Origin of the sequence: Streptomyces sp. NPDC102451 (assembly GCF_044765485.1) — a bacterium.
Lineage (GTDB): Bacteria > Actinomycetota > Actinomycetes > Streptomycetales > Streptomycetaceae > Streptomyces.
In genome coordinates this window covers 113,173-134,652 of record NZ_JBIWKD010000012.1, presented here as the reverse complement: position 1 = coordinate 134,652, position 21,480 = coordinate 113,173, and the positions used below count along the sequence as shown (strand labels likewise).

Annotated in this window: 26 protein-coding genes and 2 pseudogenes; 14 read left to right on the top strand and 14 right to left on the bottom strand. The window is 70.7% G+C overall.

What is annotated here, in order from left to right; genetic code table 11:
* Nucleotides 1-147: 147 nt before the first annotated feature.
* Nucleotides 148-669 (top strand): GNAT family N-acetyltransferase, encoded by a 522-nt coding sequence (locus ACIRD8_RS25245; RefSeq protein ID WP_403995712.1) that lies wholly within the window; start codon nucleotides 148-150, stop codon nucleotides 667-669.
* Here the strand turns inward: ACIRD8_RS25245 and argB are convergent.
* The 4 genes from argB to ACIRD8_RS25225 all read right to left on the bottom strand — a co-directional run bounded on the left by argB (nucleotide 622) and on the right by ACIRD8_RS25225 (nucleotide 4,070).
* Nucleotides 622-1,578 (bottom strand): acetylglutamate kinase, encoded by a 957-nt coding sequence (gene argB, locus ACIRD8_RS25240; protein ID WP_403995709.1) that lies wholly within the window; start codon nucleotides 1,576-1,578, stop codon nucleotides 622-624. The genes ACIRD8_RS25245 and argB overlap by 48 nt on opposite strands.
* A 121-nt stretch (nucleotides 1,579-1,699) precedes the next feature.
* Nucleotides 1,700-2,113: a hypothetical protein gene (locus ACIRD8_RS25235; protein WP_403995706.1), complete on the bottom strand. Its 414-nt coding sequence runs from the start codon at nucleotides 2,111-2,113 to the stop codon at nucleotides 1,700-1,702.
* A 441-nt stretch (nucleotides 2,114-2,554) separates the two neighbouring features.
* Nucleotides 2,555-3,199 carry a cytochrome P450 gene (locus tag ACIRD8_RS25230; protein WP_403995703.1) on the bottom strand — a complete coding sequence of 215 codons (645 nt, stop codon included), beginning with the start codon at nucleotides 3,197-3,199 and terminating at the stop codon, nucleotides 2,555-2,557.
* A 19-nt stretch (nucleotides 3,200-3,218) separates the two neighbouring features.
* Nucleotides 3,219-4,070 (bottom strand): SDR family NAD(P)-dependent oxidoreductase, encoded by an 852-nt coding sequence (locus ACIRD8_RS25225; RefSeq protein WP_403995699.1) that lies wholly within the window; start codon nucleotides 4,068-4,070, stop codon nucleotides 3,219-3,221.
* Nucleotides 4,071-4,232: 162 nt separating this feature from the next.
* On the opposite strand from ACIRD8_RS25225, the gene ACIRD8_RS25220 reads away from it, so the two are divergent.
* The 4 genes from ACIRD8_RS25220 to ACIRD8_RS25205 all read left to right on the top strand — a co-directional run bounded on the left by ACIRD8_RS25220 (nucleotide 4,233) and on the right by ACIRD8_RS25205 (nucleotide 5,473).
* Nucleotides 4,233-4,574, top strand: coding sequence for a winged helix-turn-helix transcriptional regulator (locus tag ACIRD8_RS25220; protein WP_403995696.1), 342 nt, complete (start codon nucleotides 4,233-4,235; stop codon nucleotides 4,572-4,574).
* 145 nt (nucleotides 4,575-4,719) lie between these two features.
* Nucleotides 4,720-5,073, top strand: coding sequence for a hypothetical protein (locus ACIRD8_RS25215; RefSeq protein ID WP_403995694.1), 354 nt, complete (start codon nucleotides 4,720-4,722; stop codon nucleotides 5,071-5,073).
* Between the two features lie 45 nt (nucleotides 5,074-5,118).
* The gene (locus ACIRD8_RS25210) at nucleotides 5,119-5,262 is read left to right on the top strand and encodes a hypothetical protein (protein ID WP_403995959.1); all 144 of its coding nucleotides are present in this window, start codon (nucleotides 5,119-5,121) and stop codon (nucleotides 5,260-5,262) included.
* On the top strand, nucleotides 5,249-5,473 hold the full coding sequence (locus ACIRD8_RS25205; protein ID WP_403995940.1) for an acyl carrier protein: 225 nt from the start codon (nucleotides 5,249-5,251) through the stop codon (nucleotides 5,471-5,473). The genes ACIRD8_RS25210 and ACIRD8_RS25205 overlap by 14 nt, the downstream gene beginning before the upstream one ends.
* A 240-nt stretch (nucleotides 5,474-5,713) precedes the next feature.
* Here the strand turns inward: ACIRD8_RS25205 and ACIRD8_RS25200 are convergent, their stop codons facing one another.
* Both ACIRD8_RS25200 and ACIRD8_RS25195 read right to left on the bottom strand, forming a co-directional pair.
* On the bottom strand, nucleotides 5,714-7,177 hold the full coding sequence (locus tag ACIRD8_RS25200; protein WP_403995691.1) for a hypothetical protein: 1,464 nt from the start codon (nucleotides 7,175-7,177) through the stop codon (nucleotides 5,714-5,716).
* A gap of 269 nt (nucleotides 7,178-7,446) precedes the next feature.
* Complete coding sequence (locus ACIRD8_RS25195; protein WP_360365201.1) at nucleotides 7,447-7,530, bottom strand: putative leader peptide; 84 nt, start codon at nucleotides 7,528-7,530, stop codon at nucleotides 7,447-7,449.
* Between the two features lie 290 nt (nucleotides 7,531-7,820).
* Between ACIRD8_RS25195 and ACIRD8_RS25190 the strand changes: the two genes are divergently transcribed.
* From ACIRD8_RS25190 to ACIRD8_RS25175, 4 genes are all read left to right on the top strand, one after another.
* Nucleotides 7,821-8,582 carry an IclR family transcriptional regulator gene (locus tag ACIRD8_RS25190; protein WP_403995688.1) on the top strand — a complete coding sequence of 254 codons (762 nt, stop codon included), beginning with the start codon at nucleotides 7,821-7,823 and terminating at the stop codon, nucleotides 8,580-8,582.
* A gap of 190 nt (nucleotides 8,583-8,772) precedes the next feature.
* Nucleotides 8,773-10,152, top strand: a complete 1,380-nt coding sequence (locus tag ACIRD8_RS25185; RefSeq protein WP_403995685.1) for an alpha-amylase family protein — start codon at nucleotides 8,773-8,775, stop codon at nucleotides 10,150-10,152.
* Between the two features lie 119 nt (nucleotides 10,153-10,271).
* Nucleotides 10,272-11,198 (top strand): adenosine kinase, encoded by a 927-nt coding sequence (locus ACIRD8_RS25180; RefSeq protein WP_403995682.1) that lies wholly within the window; start codon nucleotides 10,272-10,274, stop codon nucleotides 11,196-11,198.
* A gap of 270 nt (nucleotides 11,199-11,468) precedes the next feature.
* Nucleotides 11,469-12,155 (top strand): glycoside hydrolase family 11 protein, encoded by a 687-nt coding sequence (locus tag ACIRD8_RS25175; protein WP_161198859.1) that lies wholly within the window; start codon nucleotides 11,469-11,471, stop codon nucleotides 12,153-12,155.
* A 77-nt stretch (nucleotides 12,156-12,232) separates the two neighbouring features.
* Here the strand turns inward: ACIRD8_RS25175 and ACIRD8_RS25170 are convergent, their stop codons facing one another.
* Nucleotides 12,233-13,102 (bottom strand): alpha/beta fold hydrolase, encoded by an 870-nt coding sequence (locus ACIRD8_RS25170; RefSeq protein WP_403995678.1) that lies wholly within the window; start codon nucleotides 13,100-13,102, stop codon nucleotides 12,233-12,235.
* 99 nt (nucleotides 13,103-13,201) lie between these two features.
* On the opposite strand from ACIRD8_RS25170, the gene ACIRD8_RS25165 reads away from it, so the two are divergent.
* The 3 genes from ACIRD8_RS25165 to ACIRD8_RS25155 all read left to right on the top strand — a co-directional run bounded on the left by ACIRD8_RS25165 (nucleotide 13,202) and on the right by ACIRD8_RS25155 (nucleotide 15,592).
* Nucleotides 13,202-13,609, top strand: a complete 408-nt coding sequence (locus ACIRD8_RS25165; protein ID WP_403995675.1) for a winged helix-turn-helix transcriptional regulator — start codon at nucleotides 13,202-13,204, stop codon at nucleotides 13,607-13,609.
* Between the two features lie 169 nt (nucleotides 13,610-13,778).
* The gene (locus ACIRD8_RS25160; RefSeq protein ID WP_403995673.1) at nucleotides 13,779-14,612 is read left to right on the top strand and encodes an NAD(P)H-binding protein; all 834 of its coding nucleotides are present in this window, start codon (nucleotides 13,779-13,781) and stop codon (nucleotides 14,610-14,612) included.
* A gap of 89 nt (nucleotides 14,613-14,701) precedes the next feature.
* On the top strand, nucleotides 14,702-15,592 hold the full coding sequence (locus tag ACIRD8_RS25155; RefSeq protein ID WP_403995671.1) for an endo alpha-1,4 polygalactosaminidase: 891 nt from the start codon (nucleotides 14,702-14,704) through the stop codon (nucleotides 15,590-15,592).
* Nucleotides 15,593-15,603: 11 nt separating this feature from the next.
* On the opposite strand, the pseudogene ACIRD8_RS25150 reads toward ACIRD8_RS25155, so the two are convergent.
* The 4 genes and pseudogenes from ACIRD8_RS25150 to ACIRD8_RS25135 form a co-directional block, all read right to left on the bottom strand.
* Nucleotides 15,604-15,870: pseudogene (locus ACIRD8_RS25150) on the bottom strand (IclR family transcriptional regulator C-terminal domain-containing protein); the annotation flags it as partial.
* 172 nt (nucleotides 15,871-16,042) lie between these two features.
* Nucleotides 16,043-16,432, bottom strand: a complete 390-nt coding sequence (locus ACIRD8_RS25145) for a DUF2267 domain-containing protein (protein WP_403995937.1) — start codon at nucleotides 16,430-16,432, stop codon at nucleotides 16,043-16,045.
* Nucleotides 16,433-16,608: 176 nt separating this feature from the next.
* Nucleotides 16,609-16,800, bottom strand: coding sequence for a DUF6381 family protein (locus ACIRD8_RS25140; protein WP_403995668.1), 192 nt, complete (start codon nucleotides 16,798-16,800; stop codon nucleotides 16,609-16,611).
* A 111-nt stretch (nucleotides 16,801-16,911) separates the two neighbouring features.
* Nucleotides 16,912-17,532, bottom strand: coding sequence for an L-threonylcarbamoyladenylate synthase (locus ACIRD8_RS25135; RefSeq protein ID WP_403995665.1), 621 nt, complete (start codon nucleotides 17,530-17,532; stop codon nucleotides 16,912-16,914).
* A gap of 93 nt (nucleotides 17,533-17,625) precedes the next feature.
* Here ACIRD8_RS25135 and ACIRD8_RS25130 point away from each other — a divergent pair, with 93 nt between their 5' ends.
* Entirely contained in the window at nucleotides 17,626-18,366 is a 741-nt protein-coding gene (locus ACIRD8_RS25130) for a phosphotransferase family protein (protein ID WP_403995662.1), read from the top strand.
* Nucleotides 18,367-18,378: 12 nt separating this feature from the next.
* On the opposite strand, the gene ACIRD8_RS25125 is transcribed toward ACIRD8_RS25130, so the two are convergent.
* Both ACIRD8_RS25125 and ACIRD8_RS25120 read right to left on the bottom strand, forming a co-directional pair.
* The gene (locus ACIRD8_RS25125; protein ID WP_403995659.1) at nucleotides 18,379-18,510 is read right to left on the bottom strand and encodes a hypothetical protein; all 132 of its coding nucleotides are present in this window, start codon (nucleotides 18,508-18,510) and stop codon (nucleotides 18,379-18,381) included.
* A gap of 121 nt (nucleotides 18,511-18,631) precedes the next feature.
* A pseudogene (locus ACIRD8_RS25120) lies at nucleotides 18,632-18,700 on the bottom strand (hypothetical protein); the annotation flags it as partial.
* On the opposite strand from ACIRD8_RS25120, the gene ACIRD8_RS25115 reads away from it, so the two are divergent.
* A complete protein-coding gene (locus tag ACIRD8_RS25115) occupies nucleotides 18,674-19,867 on the top strand; it encodes an MFS transporter (protein ID WP_403995934.1) in 1,194 nt (397 codons plus the stop codon). The pseudogene ACIRD8_RS25120 and the gene ACIRD8_RS25115 overlap by 27 nt on opposite strands.
* Before the next feature lie 90 nt (nucleotides 19,868-19,957).
* On the opposite strand, the gene ACIRD8_RS25110 is transcribed toward ACIRD8_RS25115, so the two are convergent.
* Nucleotides 19,958-21,319, bottom strand: a complete 1,362-nt coding sequence (locus tag ACIRD8_RS25110) for an FAD-dependent oxidoreductase (RefSeq protein WP_403995656.1) — start codon at nucleotides 21,317-21,319, stop codon at nucleotides 19,958-19,960.
* Nucleotides 21,320-21,480: the final 161 nt, after the last annotated feature.

The window sequence follows — 21,480 nt, the reverse complement described above, 5'->3', positions numbered from 1 at the left end:
CTTGGAAGAGGGAAGTTGAAAGAATGAGATCGTGATGATTAGGTGAGCCTAACCTAATCATGGTCTTCTCCTCCATCCTGAACCGTCACGGATGGAGTGATGCGGCGACGAGCCGTCGCCTGTCCGGAACCGAGGGAAGGACAAGTCTTGATCACGGTCACGCCGCGATCCGCCCCGCTGCCCCACGAGCCGCGTGCGACGGCGCTCCGGCTGCGCCCCGCCCGTGAGGAGGACGCGGCCGCACTCGCCGGCCTGGCCCGGCCGTTCGTGCGCTCGGGGGCGCTGCGCGAGCGTCCCCTCGCGCTCTACGCCGCCCGGGCCGCCGACTTCCTCGTGGCCGAGGGCCCGGGGGGTTCCCTCGAAGGCTGTGTGGGGCTGCGGGTGTACCCGGCCGAGGCGGGGGAAGGCCGGGGGCCCGCCGGTGTTCTGTACAACTTCTGCGTGGCCGGCCACCGGCAGGGATACGGAGTGGGAGCGGGGCTCCTGCGCGCCGCACTGGCCCGGGCGCGCGCCCGGTCGCTCGGGGCCCTCTTCACGGCGACGACCGGTGACGGCGGCCTGTTCCTGCGGTACGGGTTCACCCCCGCGGCCGCGCGCCCCGCCCCCCGGCAGTGGGTGCAGTCACTGGATCCCCGGCGCAACGCCCTTGTGCTCGCGCTCACTTGCTGACACGAACTCCTCGGCGCTGTCGGGCACCACGGTGGTCCCCGGGCTGTTCTCGTCGAGGGCTCCGCGCAGCACCGCGTGCGGCACGCGGCCGTCGAGCACATGAGCCCTGGGCACGCCGCCGCGAACGGCGCGCAGGCACCCTTCCATCTTGGGCAGCATCCCGCTCGCCAGCCCCGGCAGCAGCTTGTGCAGTGCGTCGGCGGTCACGCGTTCGATCACATCGGTGCTGCTCGGCCAGTCCGCGTAGAGCCCTTCCACGTCCGTGAGCATCACCAGCCGATCGGCGTCCAGGGCCACCGCCAGGGCCGACGCCGCGAGATCGGCGTTGACGTTGTAGACCTGCCCGTCCTCTCCGCGTGCCACGGGAGAGACCACCGGAATGTGCCCCTGCTCCAGGAGTATGCGCAGCATGCCGGGGTTCACGTCCACGACGTCGCCGACGAGACCGATGTCCACGGGCCTGCCGTCGACCCAGGCCTGCCGTCGGACCGCGGTCATGGTGTGCGCGTCCTCCCCCGTCATTCCGACGGCGAACGGCCCGTGCGCGTTGATGTGACCCACCAGATCTCGCTGGACCCCGCCGGTGAGCACCATGCGCACCACCTCCATGGTCTCCGGAGTGGTCACCCGCAGGCCCGCCTCGAAGCGGGTCCCGAGGCTGAGGCGGTCCAGCATCGCGTTGATCTGCGGTCCGCCGCCGTGTACGACGACGGGACGCAGGCCGGCGCGCCACATCTCCACCACGTCCTGTGCGAAGGACCGTTGCAGATCGGCGTCCACCATGGCGTGGCCGCCGAACTTGACGACGACCACGGGGCGGGACGCCCGCGTCGTCAGGTGCTGGGGTATGTGGCCGCGGAGGACGGTGCGGTCCGGCGCAGGGTGAGGATCGACGGCGGGCACGTCCATGGTCCAGTTCCTCCACTGATGACACACGCACCCTGGGTCACCACCCCGGATGTTAGGTAGCTTAGCCTAACCTAATATCGACCTCTCGGCCCATGGCGCCTGCCCGCACGGTGAGGCCGCGTCAGCCGCAGGGGCTGCTGTCCCGCCCCGCCCCGGACGTCCTCCATTGCCGGTCGAGTTCGCGTTCCGCCTCGTCCAGATCCCAGACGAGCGGTGAGGGCCAGACCCGGCCCAGGATCGGATCGCCCGGGTCGGGCGGGCGCAGGCTGCGGTCGAGCCGGGCCAGGTCGTCGGGCGGCACCGCTGCCCCGGCCAGCGACCGCAGGATCCGCTCACGGTCGACGGGGAAGTGCCCCAGCAGGTAGAGCAGGGCCAGCAGCAGCGGTTCGTCGTCCCCGGACGCCTTCACCAGGGAGAGGTACCGGTCGAGTCCGGCCCTGAGGGCAGGAAGCGGACCGGGTGTGCCGTCGGGCGCGGCGGCCTCGGCCAGCAGACCGAGGACCACCGCCAGGTAGGGGCGATGGCTCCCGTCCACCGTGTCCAGGGAGGCGACCAACTCCGGTGCCGCGCGAACCCCTTCCGGGGTCAGTCCGTCGGAATTCCAGAGAGGATTTATCAACTCCCGGTAATGGTGCTTGAGTTCGGTTCGATCAGGGCTGTTCACGGTGTGCTGTGACAAGGGTAGGAGCCCTTCCCCGGGAGCTGCCGGTGTGTGGTCGGGAAGTCTTGGTCGGCGCGGACACGGATTGTCCGCGCCCTACGCCCCGAAGCCGAGGGCCCGGCCGGGGCACAGGTCCACCGCCTCCCGTGCGGTGGCCATCAGATCGCCGGAGGGGCGCGGATCGAGGACGATCACCTGTACGTCATCCCCCTGATCGAACAGCCGGGGGGGCGGTCAGGACGCACTGCCCGGCCCCGACGCAGCGGGACCGGTCGGCGGTGATCGGCGCGGAGGCCGCCATATGGGTCGCCTCCCTCACCAGGTCACCGGGACCTCGAAGATCCCGTATGCGTCCGAGTGTTCCTTGAACGGCAGTTTCTCCACCGGCACCGCGAGCCGGAGGTCCGGGAGCCGGGCGAACAGGGTCGACAGGACGACCTCCAGCTCCAGGCGGGCCAGGTTCTGGCCCAGGCACTGGTGGACGCCGTACGCGAAGGTGACATGACCGTGGTGGCTGCGCTCGATGTCGAGCCGGTCGGGGCCGGGGAACACCGTCTCGTCCCGGTTGGCCGAGCCCAGCGCGAGGATCACCCCGTCACCGCGGCTGATACCGACCCCGTCCACCTCGATGTCCTCCACGGCCACCCGGTACACGGTGTCGAGCACCGTGAAGTAGCGCAGCAGTTCCTCGACCGCCTGCGGCGCCAGCCCGGGGTCCGCGGTGAGTGCGGCCAACTGGTCGGGGTTCTGCAGCAGGCCGACGACTCCGAGAGAGATGACGTTCGCCGTCGTCTCGTGCCCGGCGAGCTGCAGCAGCATGGCGATCCCGACCAGGGCGTCGTGGTCGAACACCTTCGTCCCGCGGTTCTTGACGATCAGCCGGCCCAGCACGTCGTCACCCGGATCCGCCTCCTTCGCCGTGACCAGCTCGCCGAAGTAGTCCCGGAGTTCCCGGATCACCCGCGAGGCGGGAGAAGCCTCAATGTTTCAGGACCAGCTGGCGTGTCACCTCGGCGAGGCGGCGCGCGGTCTCCGAGTCGAAGGTCCGCAGCGAGAGGTCGACCGGCTTGCCACGGTCGATCGCGGTGAGCGGTTCGGCCGGGGGCGCGTCGATCAGGGCGACCATCGGGGCGATCGCCTTCTCGACGGGTTTCGCGGCGATCTTGCTGAGCGCCGTGATGATGCCCTTCACCGGCTGCTTGAGGTGGGCGATTCCGCCCAGTGTCGCGGTGAAGCCCGGGTGGTAGAGCACGTAACGTGCCTTGCTGGTCGGTTCCTGGCTGAAGCCGACGCCCAGCAGGTCGTTGGCCCTGCCGCACTGGGCCTGGGCGCGCAGCACGCTGTAACGCTTCTCGGCCTGGAGGTCGTCGAAGTTCACCGAACCCACCTTGAGTCCGGGCGCGGCGAAGTTGATGATCACGGGGTGTTCGGCGGCATCGAGCTGGTCGTGCAGCCCGTGCCCGAGGAGGTACCGGCTCAGGTAGTAGAGGCTGAAGGTGAACTCCAGCCCTTCGGGCGTCTCGACCCGTGCCGGGCTCTGACGGTTCGCGCACAGGACGAGCGCGTCGACGACGGGGTGCTCGCGGCCGATCAGCTCGACCACCCGCCGCACCTCGGCGATCGACGAGAGGTCCGCCTCGACGAAGCTGAACCGGTCCGTCGCCCCCAGGCCCGCGGCCTCGCCGGCCAGGGACGCACCCTTGGCGGCGCTGCTGCCGATGGCCACGACCGTGTCACCGAGGGCGAGCCGGGCGAGCGCGACTCCTCGGCCCATACCATCTGTTCCGCCCGAAATGACCACGGTCTTGTTGCCAGGGCGTCGCTGCACCATAGGGGCTCCCGTTGTTACTGCTTGTGTCGAAGGGATTTTCCTCCGTCGTGACAACCTTGGGAAGAAGGAATTCTAATGTTGGATACGCACACCGGTGTTCCTACCGCACTGGATGTCGACCTCGGGTTACCGGTCACCCCGGAGGAGCACGGAAATTGCCCTGTGACGGACGTCCTGCGCCGGGTGGGCGACAAATGGAGCGTGCTCATCGTCGTGTTGCTGGGCCAGGGCACCCGACGCTACAACGAGTTGCACCGCTCGATCGAGGGGATCAGCCAGCGGATGCTCACCCGCACGCTGCGCAACCTTGAGAGAGACGGCCTCGTCATCCGCACCGTCTACCCCACGGTGCCCGCCACGGTCGAGTACGCGTTGAGCCCGCTGGGCTCCTCCCTGCTGGTCCCGATCTCCACCCTTGCCGAGTGGGGTGTGAAGCACGGTCAGGACATCGAGAGCGCCCGCGGTGAGTACGACGCGCAGTCCACGCGCCAGGGGTGGGATTAGGGGTTGTCGGCTGCAAAGCCGGAGGTAGTGTTCCTGTCGACGCGGAATGAGCCATTACACCGTATTCGTAGCCATGGGTCGGTTCGCCTATCTCAGCAGCTCCACCTGTCAGCCCGAGCCTGAGGAAAGCGACATCGAGATATCGGTGACGACTCCCGACGAGCTCCAGCGGGGCGAGACCCTCAACATCGAGGTCACCCTCCGCACCCTCCACCCGACCATCAAGGACCGTCCGGTCGGTGACATCAAGGGTGAGGTCACCATCGTCATCGGTGGCGCGCAGGAACAGGAGACCGTCGCCGTCGGACTGACCAACGCGAACTACGTGTTCGCCGGCAAGAACGTTCTGCTCACCGGGGGCCACGCCGAGATCACCCCCACCGAGACCGGCACCTACACCTTCGCCCCGGGCGAGATCTCGGTCTCCACCTCGGACTATCCGCTCAAGAGCGTGCCGAAGAACCCCAACCCCGCGGACAGCAAGACCACCGTCGTCTGATGCCGGGATGGGAACGGCTGAGGGCCGGTCTCGCGGGCGAGGTGGGTGCTACCGGGCGACTCCGGTTACGGAACGGCCCGCCAGCTGCAGATCGCCGAGTTCGACGCCGTACGTCCGGCGGCCGTCGTCTACTGCGAGACGACCGCCGACGTACGGACCTGCCCGGCCGAAGGGGCTGGGCGCCGATGAGCGGGCACGGCTGCTGGGGGCGCTGGTCCGTACCCATGTGGCAGCCGTCCTCGGCCATCCCGACGTGAGCGCCGGCGACGTCGACAAGGGCTTCCTCGAACTCGGCCTCGACAGTCTCACCGCCGTCGAGCTCGGACCCTCTGGCACGTCCTGTGCAGCTCCGTCCGCGCCCAGGCCGTCGAGATCGGCCGCCGGACGTGGTGTGCGCTGATCGTGGCCGGCCGTCTCCAGTGCGGCGTGCCCCTGGCCGACGCGCCTCCGCCCAGGCACCCCGATCACATGCCGCAGCCAGGGGCCGCCCCCCAGCGCCGACCAACTGGTGTTCTGGGAGCTCGTACGCGGTGCTCGCGGGGAGGACCGGCGGCGTCCGCGTTCGGCGGGAGAGGACGGGCAGCACGGCCCGTGACGCGGCTGTGTGGCGGGCAGGGACCGCCTGCCCGCCACGCCACGTTCACTGCGCGGTGATGCGCAGCACCCCGGTCACGGTGCCCTGGAGATAGGCACCGTCCGGTGCGATCGTGCCCGCCATCTGGAGGGTGTCGTACAGCGATCCCACCCCGACCTTCGTGGAGCGGGTGATCTTTCCGCTGTCGGGGTCGATCTGCACGTAGCGGTACGGGTCGAGGAGGCTCGTTCCCTTGGTGCCGGGGATCAGCGGGTCACGCACCACCGTGTGGAGCAGCCCGTCGGCCGTCGAGAGCTTCGGCACGGCCGCGGACCGCAGGGTGTTGTCCCACACGAGCGAGCAGCCCGACCCGTCGGCCCGTACGTCCACCCGGGTCAGGCCGCCCGCGAAGTCGGCGGAGGCGGGCACGCTGGTGCCTGCACCCTCGGGGACGGCGGGGTACGGGTAGCCGTAGGTTCCCGCGACGAAGACACTGCGGCCCACGCCCACCGGGGAGTTCTCACTGCCGGGGCCCTTCGCCGCACCGAGGACCGGGACCGAGCAGACGTCCGAACCATCGGCGGTGCGGTACACCTTCAGATTGGCGGCGTTGTCCGCGTTGTCGACGATGCCGAGGTACTCCGTGCCCTTGGCCGGGCCGAAGAACGTGGGGGTCGATCCGCTGCCCCAGCTCAGCAGGCCCGGCTTGCGGGCCGAGCCGCGGTCGTACGCCTTGCGCCAGAGGATCTTCGGCGTACCGCCTTCCGAGGAAAGCAGGTACGTGGCATGGGTGGTGGTCACCGCGGTGCCCTCCGGAGCCGTGGAGATGCTGTTGGCGACGCGCTCGCCCGCGGGCAGGGTGAGGGCCTTCACCGTGCCCGTCGCGTCGTCGGCGGTGCCCACCACGCCGCCGCCGGTGGCGAACCAGACGTGGCCGTCCCAGTCGGGCGCCAGCCCGGTCACCGCATCGTCCTCGGGTATGACGGAGGCCAGCGACAGGCTCCGGTCGACCCTCAGACTCCAGTCACCGTCGCCGTCCTGGTGGTGTCCGACCCGCAGCAGACTGCGGCTTCCGTCGGCGACGACCAGCCGGTCCTGGTGGTCGATGTACGCGTAGACGCCGCCCAGCAGTGAACCCTTGGTCAGTTTCAGCGAGGTCAGGGAGGACCCGTCGTCCGGATCGAGCAGATGGACCGTGGGCACCTGGCCGAAGATCGGGGTGCACAGGGCGACGGGGTAGCCGTCGGCCCCGACCAGGACGGTCGGGCAGGCCGAGGCCAGGGCGGTGCGAGAGGACGCGAGGGTGCCGGCACCGGGCCCGGCCAGCGGTGTGGTGTCGGAGGAACCCGTGTCCCCGTGCATGGTGGCGGTGCCGTCGGGACCCGCGTAGGGGTTGTGCGGAGGCGTCGGGCCGAACGACGCGGTGGAGACGGCCGAAGCGGGCCCGGCGAAGCCGAGGGCGAGGGCCGCGAGCAGAGCGCCGACGGTTCGCCGGCGAGCGGTCCGGCGTGGAGCGGGGGAGAGGGACACGGCAGAACGGTCCTTTCCGGTACGGATGCACCAGCGGGGCGGAAGGGCGCGCGTGGGGGATGCCGACCGTCCTGATCCCAGGGCGCGTCGGCATCCCCCACGGGCAGGATCGGGAGCGACGGGTACGACGACGCGCACGGGCCGGAAGAACGGCCCGCGGTCCGATGGCGTGGTCGTCGGAAGGGGCACCGGGCCGCGAGGACGCCCGCGCGTTCACGGTGGAGGAACGGCAGTGGTGAAGCGGGCGCGCGGCGGCCTGGCCGGAGGTGTCAGCCTGTACGGAGACAGAGCGCGCCGGCGGTTCGCACGAGATCGACGTGGCGTCGTCGCGTGAACTCCTGGCAGCGCTTCATGCGGGTGATCCAAGCAGCACGGCTGACACTTGGTCAAGGCCGGCCGGAGGGGGCACCCGCCGCACACGGGACCGCGGAGCCGGCATCGGACGACGCCGGAGCACGTCCGGCCGGCTGTGCCGCCGGCCCCCTGCCGGCTGACGGCGCGCGACCGCCGGGCGGCTCGGCTTCGTCACCCGTAACGGGCGCTTCCTGACCGGAGGTTGCCCCGGCGGCCGACCGTACCGGAATCATGGGTGCCGGGTGCCGCACCAGGAACACGGCCCCCGAGACGCGACCGAGAGGACCCCGTGGCCGACCCCAGGAGCTACATCATCGAGTCATTGGACACCGGGCTGCGCCTGATGCGTCTCTTCCTCACCCACGACACCCTGTCCGTCACCGACGCCGCCAGGGAACTGGAAGTGGCCCGCTCCACCGCGCACCGCGTGCTCAGCACCCTCGAATCGCGCGGCTTCGCCACCCGCGACGCCTCGGGCCGGGGCTACTCCGCGGGGCCCGAACTGGTCACGCTCGGCCGCCCGGCCGGCTACGGCCCGGAGATCCGGGCCCGCCTGCAGGTGGTGCTGGACGCGGCGGCCACGGCCACGGGCGAGACGGTCGGTACGGCCGCCCTGATCGGCGACCAGGTGATCATCACGGATGGCCGGGAATCGCCGCACGCCGTGCGCGCCGTACTGGAGACCGGCCGCGTCCACCCCGCGCACGCCACCTCGGCGGGCAAGGTACTGCTCGCCCGGCTGACCACCGAACAGGTCTGTGCCCTCTACCCGGAGGAGCGGCTGCCCGGCGTCACCAGCCACACCCTGGGATCCCGTACCGCCCTGCTCTCCGAGCTGGCCCGCATCCGCACCCTCGGCCGTGCCGACAGCGCCGGTGAGTCGGTGCGGGGGATGAACACCGTCGCCGTGCCACTGGCCGGAAACAGCTGGCGCGACCGGCTCGCCCTGATGGCGTCCATGCCGGCGGACCGCGGCAGCGAACCCGAGCTGGCCCGGCACGCCGTGGCGCTCCGGCGGGCCGCCGGACTGCTGCCGCCACCCGCCTCCTGACCCGGTCCCGTACGGGACGACCGGCGGCAGCGGGCCACGCATGGGGTTTGCGCAAGAATCTGAAAGAGCTTGCAGAAATCCTTGACGGCGGACAGACGGAGCGGCAGGCTCCACACGTTCCCCCCACGGCAGCCTGGCGCGTGGCTGCCTTCGAGGGCACAGCTGTGCCCTGTCGTCGAAGGAGCCGCACATGCAGCACCGATTCCGTCTCATCGGCGGAACACTGGCCGGAGCCGTGACCGTCGCCGGCCTCACCACCCTCGCCCCCTGGCAGTCGCAGGCGACGCCGCCCGGCGAGAAGACCGTCACCGTCACCATGTTCGAGCGCCCGTTCGCGGACGTGGCGTCCGCCTGCACCGACCAGCTCGGCCCCGCAGGTTACGGCTACGTGCAGGTGTCCCCCGCCACCGAGCACATCCAGGGCGACCAGTGGTGGACCTCCTACCAGCCGGTCGGCTACCGGATCGCGGGCCGTCTGGGAGACCGCGACGCGTTCGCCGCCATGGTGGACGCCTGTCACACCGCAGGGGTCAAGGTCGTCGCCGACGCCGTGGTCAACCACATGGCCGCCGGATCCGGGACGGGCACTGGCGGAACCGCCTACACGAAGTACGACTACCCCGGATACTTCGGGGACGCCGACTTCCACACCTGCCGCACCGCCATCAAGGACTACACCGACCGCGGCGACGTGCAGAACTGCGAACTGGTGGGACTCTCCGACCTCGACACCGGGAAGGAAGAGGTCCGCGCCACCATCGCCGCCTACCTCGACGACCTGCGCTCGATGGGGGTCGACGGCTTCCGCATCGACGCCGCCAAGCACATGGCGGCCGACGATGTCGCCGCCATCAAGGGGAAGATGAGCGATCCGGGCTTCTGGGTCTCGGAGGTCATCCAGGGAGGCGGCGAAGCCGTGCAGCCCGAGGAGTACACCGAGATCGGCGACGTGGACGAATTCCGTTACGGGGGCCACCTCAAGAGCGCCTTCCAGGGTGGCGGAATCGCGCAGCTGAAGTCCGTGGCCGACGGCAAGCTGAGCAGCGCCTCGGCCCGTACGTTCGTCGACAACTGGGACACCGAACGCAACGGCTCGACGCTGACCTACAAGGACGGCGCCGCCTACACCCTCGCCAACGTCTTCATGCTCGCCTCACCGTACGGCTCACCGAACGTGTACTCGGGCTACGAGTGGTCCGACAAGGACGCCGGCCCGCCGAGCGGCAGCGACGGCTGGACGGACACGCATGCCCAGCAGGCGATCACTGGGCTGGTCGGCTTCCGCAACGAGGTGGGCTCGGCCGAACTGACCGACTGGTGGGACAACGGCGGCAGCGCGATCGCCTTCGGCCGTGGCGACAAGGGATTCGTCGCCCTCAACGACGCGGACGCCGCCCTGGCGGAGACCTTCACGACCTCCCTGCCCGCGGGGACCTACTGCAACGTCGCGGCGGCCTCGCAGGACGACTGCGACGGCAACACCGTCACGGTCGGCGACGACGGCACCCTCCAGGCCACGGTGCCGGCCCGCGGGGCGCTGGCGCTGCACACCGGAGCCCAGGCCGGCTGACCGGCCCCGGGCAGCAGCACGGATCCACGACGCGCAGGACGGAATCCTCTCCGTCCTGCGCGTCCTGCGTGGAGCGGGCACCGTCCCGACACCCTGAACAGAGAGGCACGACCACCCTCATGAGCAAGCAGACCGACGTCCTCGTCCTGGGCGGCGCGGGTGTGGACACGATCGTCCACGTCCCCCGACTCCCGCTCCCCTTCGCCGACAGCTACATGATCCGGCCGGGCATCGAGACACGCGCCGGACAGAGCGGGGACTTCGTCGCACTCGGGCTGCACGCCCTCGGCCTGCGCACCCATCACCTCGACACGATCGGTGACGATCACGAGGGCGACCTGGTCCGCGCCCTCCACCGCGACCGGGGCATCCCGCTCACCGCGGTCCCCGCGCCGGGCGGCACCAAGCGTGCGGTCAACCTCGTCGGCCCGGACGGTCGCCGGCTCTCCCTGTACGACGCGACCCGCTCGCGGGACTCGGACCGGTTCGACGAGCCGACCGTCCGTGAGCTCGCCGCCGTCACCCGCCACGCCCACGTCGTCATCACCCAGCCGTGCGCCTCCACGCTGCCGGTGCTCCGCGAAGCCGGTGTCACCGTCTCCACTGACCTGCACGACTGGGACGGCGTCGATCCGTACCACGAAGCGTTCGCCCTCCAGGCGGACCTGGTGTTCCTGTCCACCACCGCCCTGACCGACCCCGAGCGCACCATGCGTGACATCGCCGACCGCGGAAGGGCCCGTACCGTCGTCGCCACCGCGGGCGCCGCCGGGTCGTACCTGCTGTACGACGGCGAGCTGACGCACACGCCGGTCGTCACCCCGCCCGCTCCGGTGGTGGACTCCAACGGCGCCGGCGACGCCTTCGCCTCCGCCTTCCTCCTCGGCAGGCTGAGCGGCGAACACCCCCGACGCTGCGCCCTGTACGGGGCCGTGGCCGGTGCCTACGCCTGCACCGTGCCCTCGACGCGCACCGACGCCATCGGCCGGGAGGAGCTCCTCGCCCGGGCCACCGAGGCGGAGAAGCGCACGCATCGCCCGTCCTGACCGAAAGAATCTCGAAACTTTCGAAACATCACTCCTGGAAATCCTCTCCTGGAACCTCGAATTCTTCCGACGGCTTCTGGAGTGTGAGGCCAAAGGTACTCCGGACCTGTGAATATCCCTGATCGATGAACTTTCACGAGGATCGGCAGTTTCGTAATCCATGCAGAAACTGTTGACTGTTGACGGGGACAGCTCAACACTGTCGGCATCGCCAGGGCCGTAGGGCCCACGTGCTGCCTGGCTGCCCGCAAGCCGTCACAAGGAGGAAGCATGACCAAGGACAACACCCCCATCCGGCCGGTGAGCCGCAGAGGCTTCATCGGGCGGGCCGGCGCCCTGGCGCTGGCGACGTCCGGCCTGATGCTGCCTGGCACCGCTCGCGCCGACACCGTCATCACGACGAACCAGACGGGCACCAACAACGGCTACTACTACTCGTTCTGGACCGACGGCGGCGGTTCGGTCTCCATGAACCTGGCGTCCGGCGGCAGTTACGGCACCTCGTGGACCAACTGCGGCAACTTCGTGGCCGGTAAGGGCTGGGCCAACGGCGCACGCCGGACCGTGAACTACTCCGGCAGCTTCAACCCGTCCGGCAACGCGTACCTGACTCTCTACGGGTGGACCGCCAACCCCCTCGTGGAGTACTACATCGTCGACAACTGGGGCACCTACCGGCCCACCGGGACGTACAAGGGCACGGTCACCAGCGACGGCGGTACGTACGACGTCTACCAGACGACACGGGTCAACGCCCCGTCCGTCGAAGGCACGAAGACCTTCAACCAGTACTGGAGCGTCCGCCAGTCGAAGCGGACGGGCGGGAGCATCACCGCCGGTAACCACTTCGACGCCTGGGCCCGCTACGGGATGCCTCTGGGCAGCTTCAACTACTACATGATCATGGCGACGGAGGGCTACCAGAGCAGCGGCAGCTCCAGCATCTCGGTGAGCTGACGCCCTCGTGCGCCGTCCCGGCCGGGGTGCGCGGCGTCTTGGCCGCCGTGCCCCGGCCGGTTGCCTGCCGGCCCGCCTCAGACGAGAAAGGGGCGCACCAGGCGCAGGAGTGCCTCGGGGCGGTGCAGCGGAATGATGTGGCCGCAGTCCTCGATGACGTGTCCGGTGAGTTGGTCCGCGAAGGGCCGCAGCTGGTGTTCCAGCGCCCTGCCCACCGGGCGCGCGCCGACGGCCAGGGTGGGCACCGACAGTCGGCCGGCCGCCACGGCCTGCTGGATCTGCCGGGCGCTGGTGGGCATGGCGCGGTAGTAGGAGAACGCGCAGCGCAGGGCCTCGGAGCCGGTACAGGCGCTGACGAAGGCGTCCCGGATCTCCGGGGCTATCCCCTCGCCCAGGGTGCCGGAGTCCAGGAACCAGTCGATGTAGGCGGCTTCGCCGCCGGGCAGCACGGTCTCGGCCAGACCCGGGACGGAGTGGAAGCCGAACCACCACGGCGGCCCTCCCGCAAGGAACTCCCCGGCGCCCGGCAGCGTGCCCAGGAGCGACTCCATGAGCACCAGACGGCGGACGCGCTCGGGGCTGCGCATCGCCATCAGGAAGGCGGGCGGGGTACCCGCGTCGATGCCCATCACCGACGCCGACCCCTCACCGAACGCGTCCAGGAGGGCCAGGAGATCGCCGGCGACGGTCCCCGCGTCGTAACCGTCGGCGGCATGTGCGCTGGCGCCCAGGCCCCGCAGGTCGGAGGCGATCACCCGGTGCCGTTCGGCCAGGTCGCCCAGGACGTCCGTCCAGAGTCGCCAGGTGTGCGGGAACCCGTGGACCAGGAGCAGGGCGGGTCCCGCGCCGGCGGTCGCCACGTTGAGCTCGACGCCGTTCACCGTGACGCGGTGCAGCTCGACCTGCGGTGCACGACCCGCGGAGCCCGAAAGCGAGGTGATGGTCATGGGAGACCTCCCTGTGGTTACCAATGGTGACAACCCAACGGTAGGTAACTATCCTGGGGCGGCCAAGACCGCACTTTCCCGCCAGGTGGTGAGCTTCAGGTGACCCCTTCGACAGCACGTGCGCCCAAAGGCACACGCGGTGACTTGTTCGACCCGGAGTGCCCGACGCGGCGGCTGCTCGACCGGATCGGCGGCAAGTGGACGTCGATGGCCGTCAAGGTGCTGGCGGAGGCCTCCCCGGAGGAGGTGCGCTTCGCCGAACTGCAGCGGCGCATGGCCGGCGTCTCGCAGAAGATGCTGTCGGTCACGCTGCGGGGACTGGCGCGGGACGGTCTCGTCAGCCGCCGGGTGGAGCCCAGCGTGCCGCCACGCGTGTTCTACGGACTCACCGAACTCGGCCTGTCGCTGGACGCCCCGCTGGCGGCGGTCCGCCGGTGGGCCGAGGAACACATGGCCGAGATCGACCTCGCCCAGCAGCTCGCGGACGAGCAGACCGACGGTCCCTGATGACGACCTGTCAGGCCTGACCCGTCACACCCGGCACACCTGATCTCCGGGCGCGGCAAGTGGCCGGAACACGTTCCTCGGCCGGAGCCACGGGAATGCCCACGCCGCCCGGCCACTTGGGACGGGTGCGCGGGAACCCGCCTGCGCGGGAACGGTGTCAGGAGAAGGCATGACCATTCTGGTGACCGGCGTACGGGGGCAGGTGGGCAGCGCCGTTCTGCGCGGCCTGCTCGACGCCGGGCGGTCCGTCCGGGCGGCGAGCAGTGGATCCGCGAGGGCCGTGCCGGGAGTCGATGTGGACGTCGTCCCCTTCGACCAGTCCGATCCCGCCACGCTCTCCACCGCACTCTCCGGAGTGCGCAGCGTCTTTCTCTACGCACGGCCCGAGGGCATCGAGGCGTTCGTCGACGCGGCAGGTGAGGCCGGGGTCGAGCACGTCGTGCTGCTGTCCTCGCTCGCCGCCACGCAGGCCGGGGAGGGCAACGCGATCGCCAGGTCGCACCGGGCGGTCGAGGACGCGCTCTCCGCGTCGGACCTCGCCCTGACCCTCGTCCGGCCCGGCGGATTCGCGAGCAACACCCTGCTGTGGCGCGACACGATCCGGGACGCGCGACGGGTGGATCTCGCCCACCCCGGCTCCTACAGCGAGCCCGTCCACGAGCGGGACATGGCGGAGGTCTGCGTCAGCGCCCTCCTCGATCCGGCCCACCGCGGTGCCGTCCACCACCTCACCGGTCCGGAATCGCTGACCTACGCACGGCAGGCGGAACTGATCGCCGAGGCCATCGGCAGTCCGGTCGAGGTGCGCAAGGTCAGCGCCGATCAGTACCGGGCGGGCCTCGCGGGGCGCCTGGGGGAGACCTTCGCCGACGCGGTGGTGAACGCCCAGGCCGAGAGGGACGGACAGCCTCAGCCGACGCACGACGGAGTGCGGGCCGTTCTCGGCCGTCCGGCGACGGGCTTCGCCCAGTGGGCCGCGGACCATGCCGAGGACTTCAGGTGACCTGCCACCCCGGGGGGCCGGCCGCCGCGGAGGTGACCGAGGATAGGCGGTGGATCCTCGTCCCGGATCCCTGACACCTGGAGATCCGTGTGGCCGGCCGCGCTCTTACCCTGCCCCTTCGCCGCGGGAGCGCGGCCGCCGGCGTGACGACGGGCCTCGCCTCCCTGCTCGTCGCGGGCGTAGTCGCAGGCTGCGCCGTCACCGGTGCTGCGTCCGACAGCGACCGGCCCGCGGAACGCACCAGGTCCGCCGATGTGCTCCTGCCGACGGCCGGCATGAGGTTCGACTACCAGATCGGCGGCGGGTACACCCCGCCCGACGGGGTGCGGGCGGTGTCCCGCGACCGCGAGGACGAGCCGGCCCCCGGCCGGTACAACGTCTGCTACGTCAACGCCTTTCAGACCCAGCCCGGCGCGCTGGAGTGGTGGCAGGACACCCACCCGGACCTCCTGCTGCGGGACGGGGACGGGGAACTGATCATCGACGAGGGCTGGGACGAGGTACTCCTGGACACCTCCACGGCCGCCGGCCGCACCCGCCTCGCGGAGATCGTGGGGGAGTGGATCGACGGCTGCGCGGAGAGCGGCTTCCAGGCCGTGGAACCGGACAACCTCGACTCCTTCGAACGCTCGAAGGGCAGGCTCACGAAGGATGACAACGCCGCCTTCGCCGAGGCGCTGGCCGTACGGGCGCACAGCAACGGCCTCGCGATCGGGCAGAAGAACACCACCGACCTGCTGGACCGGCACGCCGCGATCGGCTTCGACTTCGCGGTGACGGAGGAGTGCGCCCAGTTCGACGAGTGCGACGCCTACGCCGACGCGTACGACGACCGGGTCTTCGCGATCGAGTACGACGGCGAGGGCGACATGGACTTCGACGAGGCCTGCTCCGCCTGGGGCGACAGGATCTCCCTCGTCCTGCGCGACCTCGACGTGCTGCCCGCGGGCGAGAAGGGGTACGTGCACCGGACCTGCTGACCGCCGGACGATCAGCGGGCGGTGCCCCCACGCAGCGCCCGGGACAGTCCCAGCGCGGCCGTCCGAACGGCGGGAGCCAGCTGCGCCGCGCGGAAGCGGGGGACGGGGACGGCCACCGAGAGCGCGGCCACCGCCTCGCCGCCCGCGAAGACCGGCGCCGCGATGCAGCTCACGCCGAGCGTGGCCTCCTGTTCCTCGTAGGCGAGCCCGGAGACCTGGGTCTTGTCCAGGGCGGCGCGCAGCAGCGCGGGGTCGGTGATCGAGTGGGGAGTCAGCCTTCGCTGTACGCGTGCGCGTCGTGTGGGCTCACGGCCGAGGAATGGGCGCTGGACCCCTCACTGATCGCCCACTACAGCGCGACGATAAGCGCGCCAGGCGCAAGCGCCGGTAAATCCGCACCGCGCACGGGGCCAGGCTCACAGCACATCGCTGACCATCGGCTCGCGGTCGTCAGCTTCCGGAGGGATGCCCGAACAACAGGTCGTACCCCGGGGGCAGTTGCAGCAGTATGCGCTGGAGAAGGTCCTCGCCGGAGGCATCGGCCACCACGCTGAGCACGGCGCTCGTGTCCCAGGCCGCCGTCTGCTCGTTCGCGCCCTCGATCCAGGCGGAGACCGCGCGGACGAACCGCTCGGAGCTGAGCGGTTCGGCGGCCTGGAGGGGGTTGAGAAGAATGAGCGCGAACGTCTCCGGGAGCCGGGCGGCCAGCTCGTTCCGCTCCTCGCCGACCAGGTGGGCCCCCAGAAGCGCCAGCACCACGCGCGACGCCCGCTCCGCCTCCAGGCCCGATGGATAGTCGCCGCGTTCCTGGACGGCTTCCAGGAACGGCTGCCATCGCATGTACGTCACGGGTTCCCCTTCACGGAGCGCGGGCGGAGAGCGGGGCGGGGGAGGGGAAGCCCGTGCCCCGCCCTCCGCGCATCCGCCGCATGTCACCTCAATTCCGGTAGTAACACACCACCCCGGTGACGGCAAACGGAGCCCCGGCCCCCAGCCCGGGGAGCCGTGCCGCGCGTCTACTCCATGGGGTAGATGTCCCCGCTCGCCATGCCGCTGACCTGCACGCTCCGGGATTCGAGCTGGTGCGCTTCGTCCTGGAGGCGTCGGCGTTCCGCAGGATCGGTGGCCTGCTCGGCGGCCTTCTCGAGATCTTCGGCCCGGCCGCGCATCTCCTCGAGGCGGCTCCGGACGTCTTCCGACTCGCTCATGATCACTCCCTGGCGCTGGGCGGAGCGGACCCCTCCACCGAACCAGGCACCCGGGGGTGCGCGCATCTCAGCAGGGGTGCCGGAAGCGCGGAGTGACCGTGCGCGGGTGCCCTACTCGAACCGGGCGACGTCGCCGGCTCCCCGGCGTACGATCTCCAGCTCGCCCCCGGAGAAGTCGATGACGGTGGTCGGCTCGGTGCCGCAGTCGCCGGAGTCGAGCACGACGTCCACGACATGGTCGAGGCGCTCCTTGATCTCCCAGCCCTGCGTCAGCGGCTCCTCCTCGTCCGGCAGGAGCAGCGTGCTCGAGAGCAGCGGCTCACCGAGCTCGGCCAGGAGCGCCTGGGTGACGGTGTGGTCCGGGATCCGGACGCCGACCGTCTTCTTCTTGGGGTGCAGCAGTTGCCGCGGCACCTCTTTGGTGGCGGGGAGGATGAAGGTGTAACTCCCGGGCGTCGCCGCCTTGATCGCGCGGAACACGTCGTTGTCGACCTGGACGAACTGGCCGAGCTGCGCGAAGTTCTGGCACACCAGGGTGAAGTGGTGGCGGTCGTCGAGGTTCCGGATCGACCGGATGCGGTCGATCCCGTCGCGGCTGCCGAGCTGGCAGCCCAGGGCGTAGCAGGAGTCGGTCGGATACGCGACGAGGGCGCCGGACCGGATGCTCTCGGCCACGTTCGTGATGGTGCGGCGCTGGGGGTTCTCGGGGTGCACGTCGAAGTACTTGGCCATTCGGCGAGTCTACGGCCTCGGGGCGCATACGTTCCGCTTACGGAGTGCGGGGCGAGGGGCGGCCGTGCCCGTACGGCCGGGGAGACTGGAGCCATGCGCGCACACGAGGAGGAAGTGCCCCTGCGGGGAGGCCGGATGACGCCAGGAGTGGTCCGCGTGGGCGACACCGTCCGCCGGCCCGCCACGAGCGGTTCGGCCTTCGTCGCCGAACTGCTCCACCTCTACGAGCGGCGCGGGTTCACCGGCGCCCCGCGCCATCTCGGCGTCGACGGCACGGGCCGTGACGTGTTCAGTTATCTGCCCGGTCATGTGCCGCCCCGATTCCGGCCCTGGAGCGACGCCCAGGTGGCCGGGGCGGGGGTCCTGCTGCGCTTACTCCACGAGGCGAGCCGTGGCAGCCGCCTCGCGGTGGACCGGCCCGTCGTCTGTCATCACGATCCCGGTCCGAACAACACCGTGTTCAGCGGCGGCCGACCGGTGGCCTTCATCGACTTCGACACGGCGCGGCCGGGCGACCCGCTGGAAGACCTCGGATACATGGCCTGGACCTGGTGCATCTCCTCCAGGCCGCAGGCCCCGCACGTCCGTACGCAAGCGGCGCAGGTCAGGGTGCTCGCCGACGCGTACGGCCTGGACGCCTCCGCGCGGAACCGCCTCCTGGACGCCGTGCTCGACCGCCAGACCGGCAACGCCTTCTGGTGGCAGGGCCGGCTCGGTGACCCGGCGGCGCACACGGCCGACAGCGCGCGGGTCCGCGCCCGGATCGACTGGTCGCGTCGTGAACACGCGTACACGGCGGAGAACCGGTTCGTCTTCGTGAGCGCCCTGCGCTGACCTCCCGGCCGCTCACTCCTCCGCGGGGCGGACGACGATCCCCTCCAGGACCATCTGTACGAACCGGGGATTGCCGCCGCGGTCCGGCCCGGTGTTCTCCCGTACCCATGCCGCACCGCTGAGCAGGTCGAACAGCTCGACCACCGTCCTCGGCGCCGGACAGTTCCCCGGCCCGGCTGATCAGATCGGCCAGCCCCTCCCTGGTGGCCGCCTCGACCAGGGAGGCGCGGGTCGGGAAATGGCGGTAGAGCGTCCCGATGGCCACTCCCGCCTGCCCTGCGATGTCCTCCAGCGAGGCGTCCGCGCCGTGCGCCTCGGGGACGCGCTCGGCCACCGCAAGGTCTTCCTGGGCGGCATCGGCCTCGTGGCCCTCGCCTCCCTGGTGGCGGGACTCGCGCTGAACATCGAGGTCCTGCTGGCCGGCCGGGTGCTCCAAGGTGCGGGGGCGGCCGTCGCCGGGCCCACCGGACTTGCCCTGCTCGCCCTCGTGTTCGAGGGCGAGCGCCGTCGGCGCGCCTTCGGGCTCTACTCCACCGTCACCGGCCTCGGCGCGTCCGCGGGAATGAGCCTCGGCGGGGTGCTGACCTGGGCCGGTGACTGGCGCTGGAGCCTGCTCGTCAACGTACCCGTCGCGCTGGCTGTCATCCTGGTCGCCGTCCGCGCCCTCGGGGTGCGGGACGAGGCCGCCACGCGGGCGCGCTCCCTCGGGCTGCGGAGCGCCCTTCTCGTCACACTCGCCGTCACCTCCGCGGTGTACGGACTGGTCCACGCGGCCGGGAGCGGCTGGGGCGACACGGTGACCCTCGGCGCGCCGGCCGCCTCCGCCGTCCTGTGGGCCGTGCTCCCGGTGACCGACCGGCGTACCGCCGAACCGCTCCTGCCGGGCGCCGTCTTCGTGGACCGGGAGCGGGCGGGGGCCTTCGCGGGGCTGCTGCTGCTCGCCGCGGTGCTCACCGGCTTCCTCGTCTATCTGGTGCAGTACCTGCAGAACGTCCAGGGCCTCGACGCGCTGCGGGGCGGCCTGGCGATTCTTCCCTTCGGTGCCGCACTGCTGCTCACCACGCAGGGGCTGACCAGGTTCCTCTCACGCGTGGATCTCAGGATCCGTGCCGTGGGCGGGCTCGTCGTGGTCCTCGTCGGGGTCTTCCTGCTGACCTTCCTGGACGGAGACAGCACCTACGCGGCCGGGGTGCTGCCCCAGATCGTGCTCATCGGCATCGGGGTCGGCGTGGCGATCGTCCCGTTCAACATGGTCATCCTCGCCACCGTGCCGGCCGAGCACGCGGGCGTCACGGCGGGCGTCCTGCAGACGGCACTCACCGTCGGCGGTTCCGTCGGGACGGCCCTGCTGCTCATCCCCTTCGCCGGTGCGGGCGAGGGGACCACGGACGCCATCGCCTCGGTCTTCCGCTGGGCCTCCCTCGTCACCGTGGCGGCCGTCCTGGTGCCCCTCGCCCTCTGGTTCGGTCCGGGGGCCGAGAAGGACGCGCCTGCCCTGTGAGCGGCCGTTCCCGGGCCCCGGGCAGCACCGCGCCCCCGGTACCCCCTCGCGAGGAGGGGGTACCGGGGGCGCGGTAGGGCTCTCCGGCGGTCAGGCTCCCGACGCGTCCAGCATCGCCGTGCGCTCGACGACCTTGATGCGCTCACGGCCCTGCTCGGCGCCGAGCGCCTGCTCGTGGGCGTCCAGACGGTGCCAGCCCTCCTTGGTGGTGTAGCGGACACCGCGCTGCTCCAGGAAGTCGACGATCGCGTCGTCGCCCGGCTGCGTGGGGGCGGGCAGCCGACCGGCGGCGTGGTCCTCCAGCAGGCAGGCCACCGTCTCGTTCGCGTCGCCCTTGGTGTGCCCGATCAGGCCGATCGGACCGCGCTTGATCCACCCGGTGACGTACACCGAGGGCATCGGCTCGTCGCCCGCCAGGACGCGTCCGGCCGCGTGCGGGACGGTGCCGGAGGCCACGTCGAAGGGCAGCTTCGGGAGCTCCTCCGAGTAGTAGCCGACCGCGCGGTAGACGCTCTGCACGTCCCAGTCCGTGTACCGGCCGGTGCCCTTGACGTTGCCCGTGCCGTCCAGCTCCGTGCGCTCGGTGCGCAGGGCGACGACGCGGCCGTCCTCACCGACGACCTCCACAGGGGACTCGAAGAAGTGCAGGAACAGCTTGTGGGGGCGGTCACCGACGTCCCGGATCGCCCAGTTCTCCAGCGTGGAGGCGACCATGTTGGCCTGCTTGTTCTCCCGCCGGGTGGCGATCGAGCCCTCGTCGTAGTCGATGTCCTCCGGGTTGACGATGACCTCGATGTTCGGCGAGTGGTCCAGCTCGCGCAGCTCCATCGGGCTGAACTTCGCCTGCGCCGGCCCGCGCCGCCCGAAGACGTGCACCTCGAGCGCCTTGTTCGCCTTGATCCCGTCGTAGACGTTTGCGGGGATCTCCGTCGGGAGCAGCTCGTCCGCCGTCTTCGCGAGGATGCGCGCGACGTCCAGGGCCACGTTGCCGACACCGAGCACGGCGACCTTCTCGGCCTCCAGCGGCCAGGTGCGCGGGACCTCCGGGTGTCCGTCGTACCAGGCGACGAAGTCGGCGGCACCGTAGGAACCCCCGAGCTCGATCCCGGGTATGTCGAGGGCGCGGTCGGCGTCGGCGCCGGTGGAGAAGATCACGGCGTCGTAGAAGGACCGCAGGTCGTCCAGGCCGATGTCGTTGGGGTAGTCGACGTTGCCGAACAGCCGCAGCTGCGGCTTGTCCAGGACCTGGTGCAGCGCCTTGACGATGCCCTTGATCCGCGGATGGTCCGGAGCCACTCCGTACCGGATCAGACCGAAGGGGGCGGGCATGCGCTCGAACAGGTCGATCGATACGCCCGGCTCCTGGGCGGCCTCGGACTTGAGAAGCGCGTCCGCTGCGTAGATTCCGGCAGGACCGGCTCCGACGATGGCGACGCGGACGGGGCGTGTCATGGAGTGTTGTTCCTTAGGGCGGACGAGCACGGGCAGAGTGCAGCGGGGTAAGGCTTGGCTTACTCCGCTGCCCCCACGGTACGGCCTGTGCTCGGAAGCCCCTGGAGTGGGGCGAGTGGATATATCGGAAATAAATGGACGTATGGGTCCAAATGGGCCCG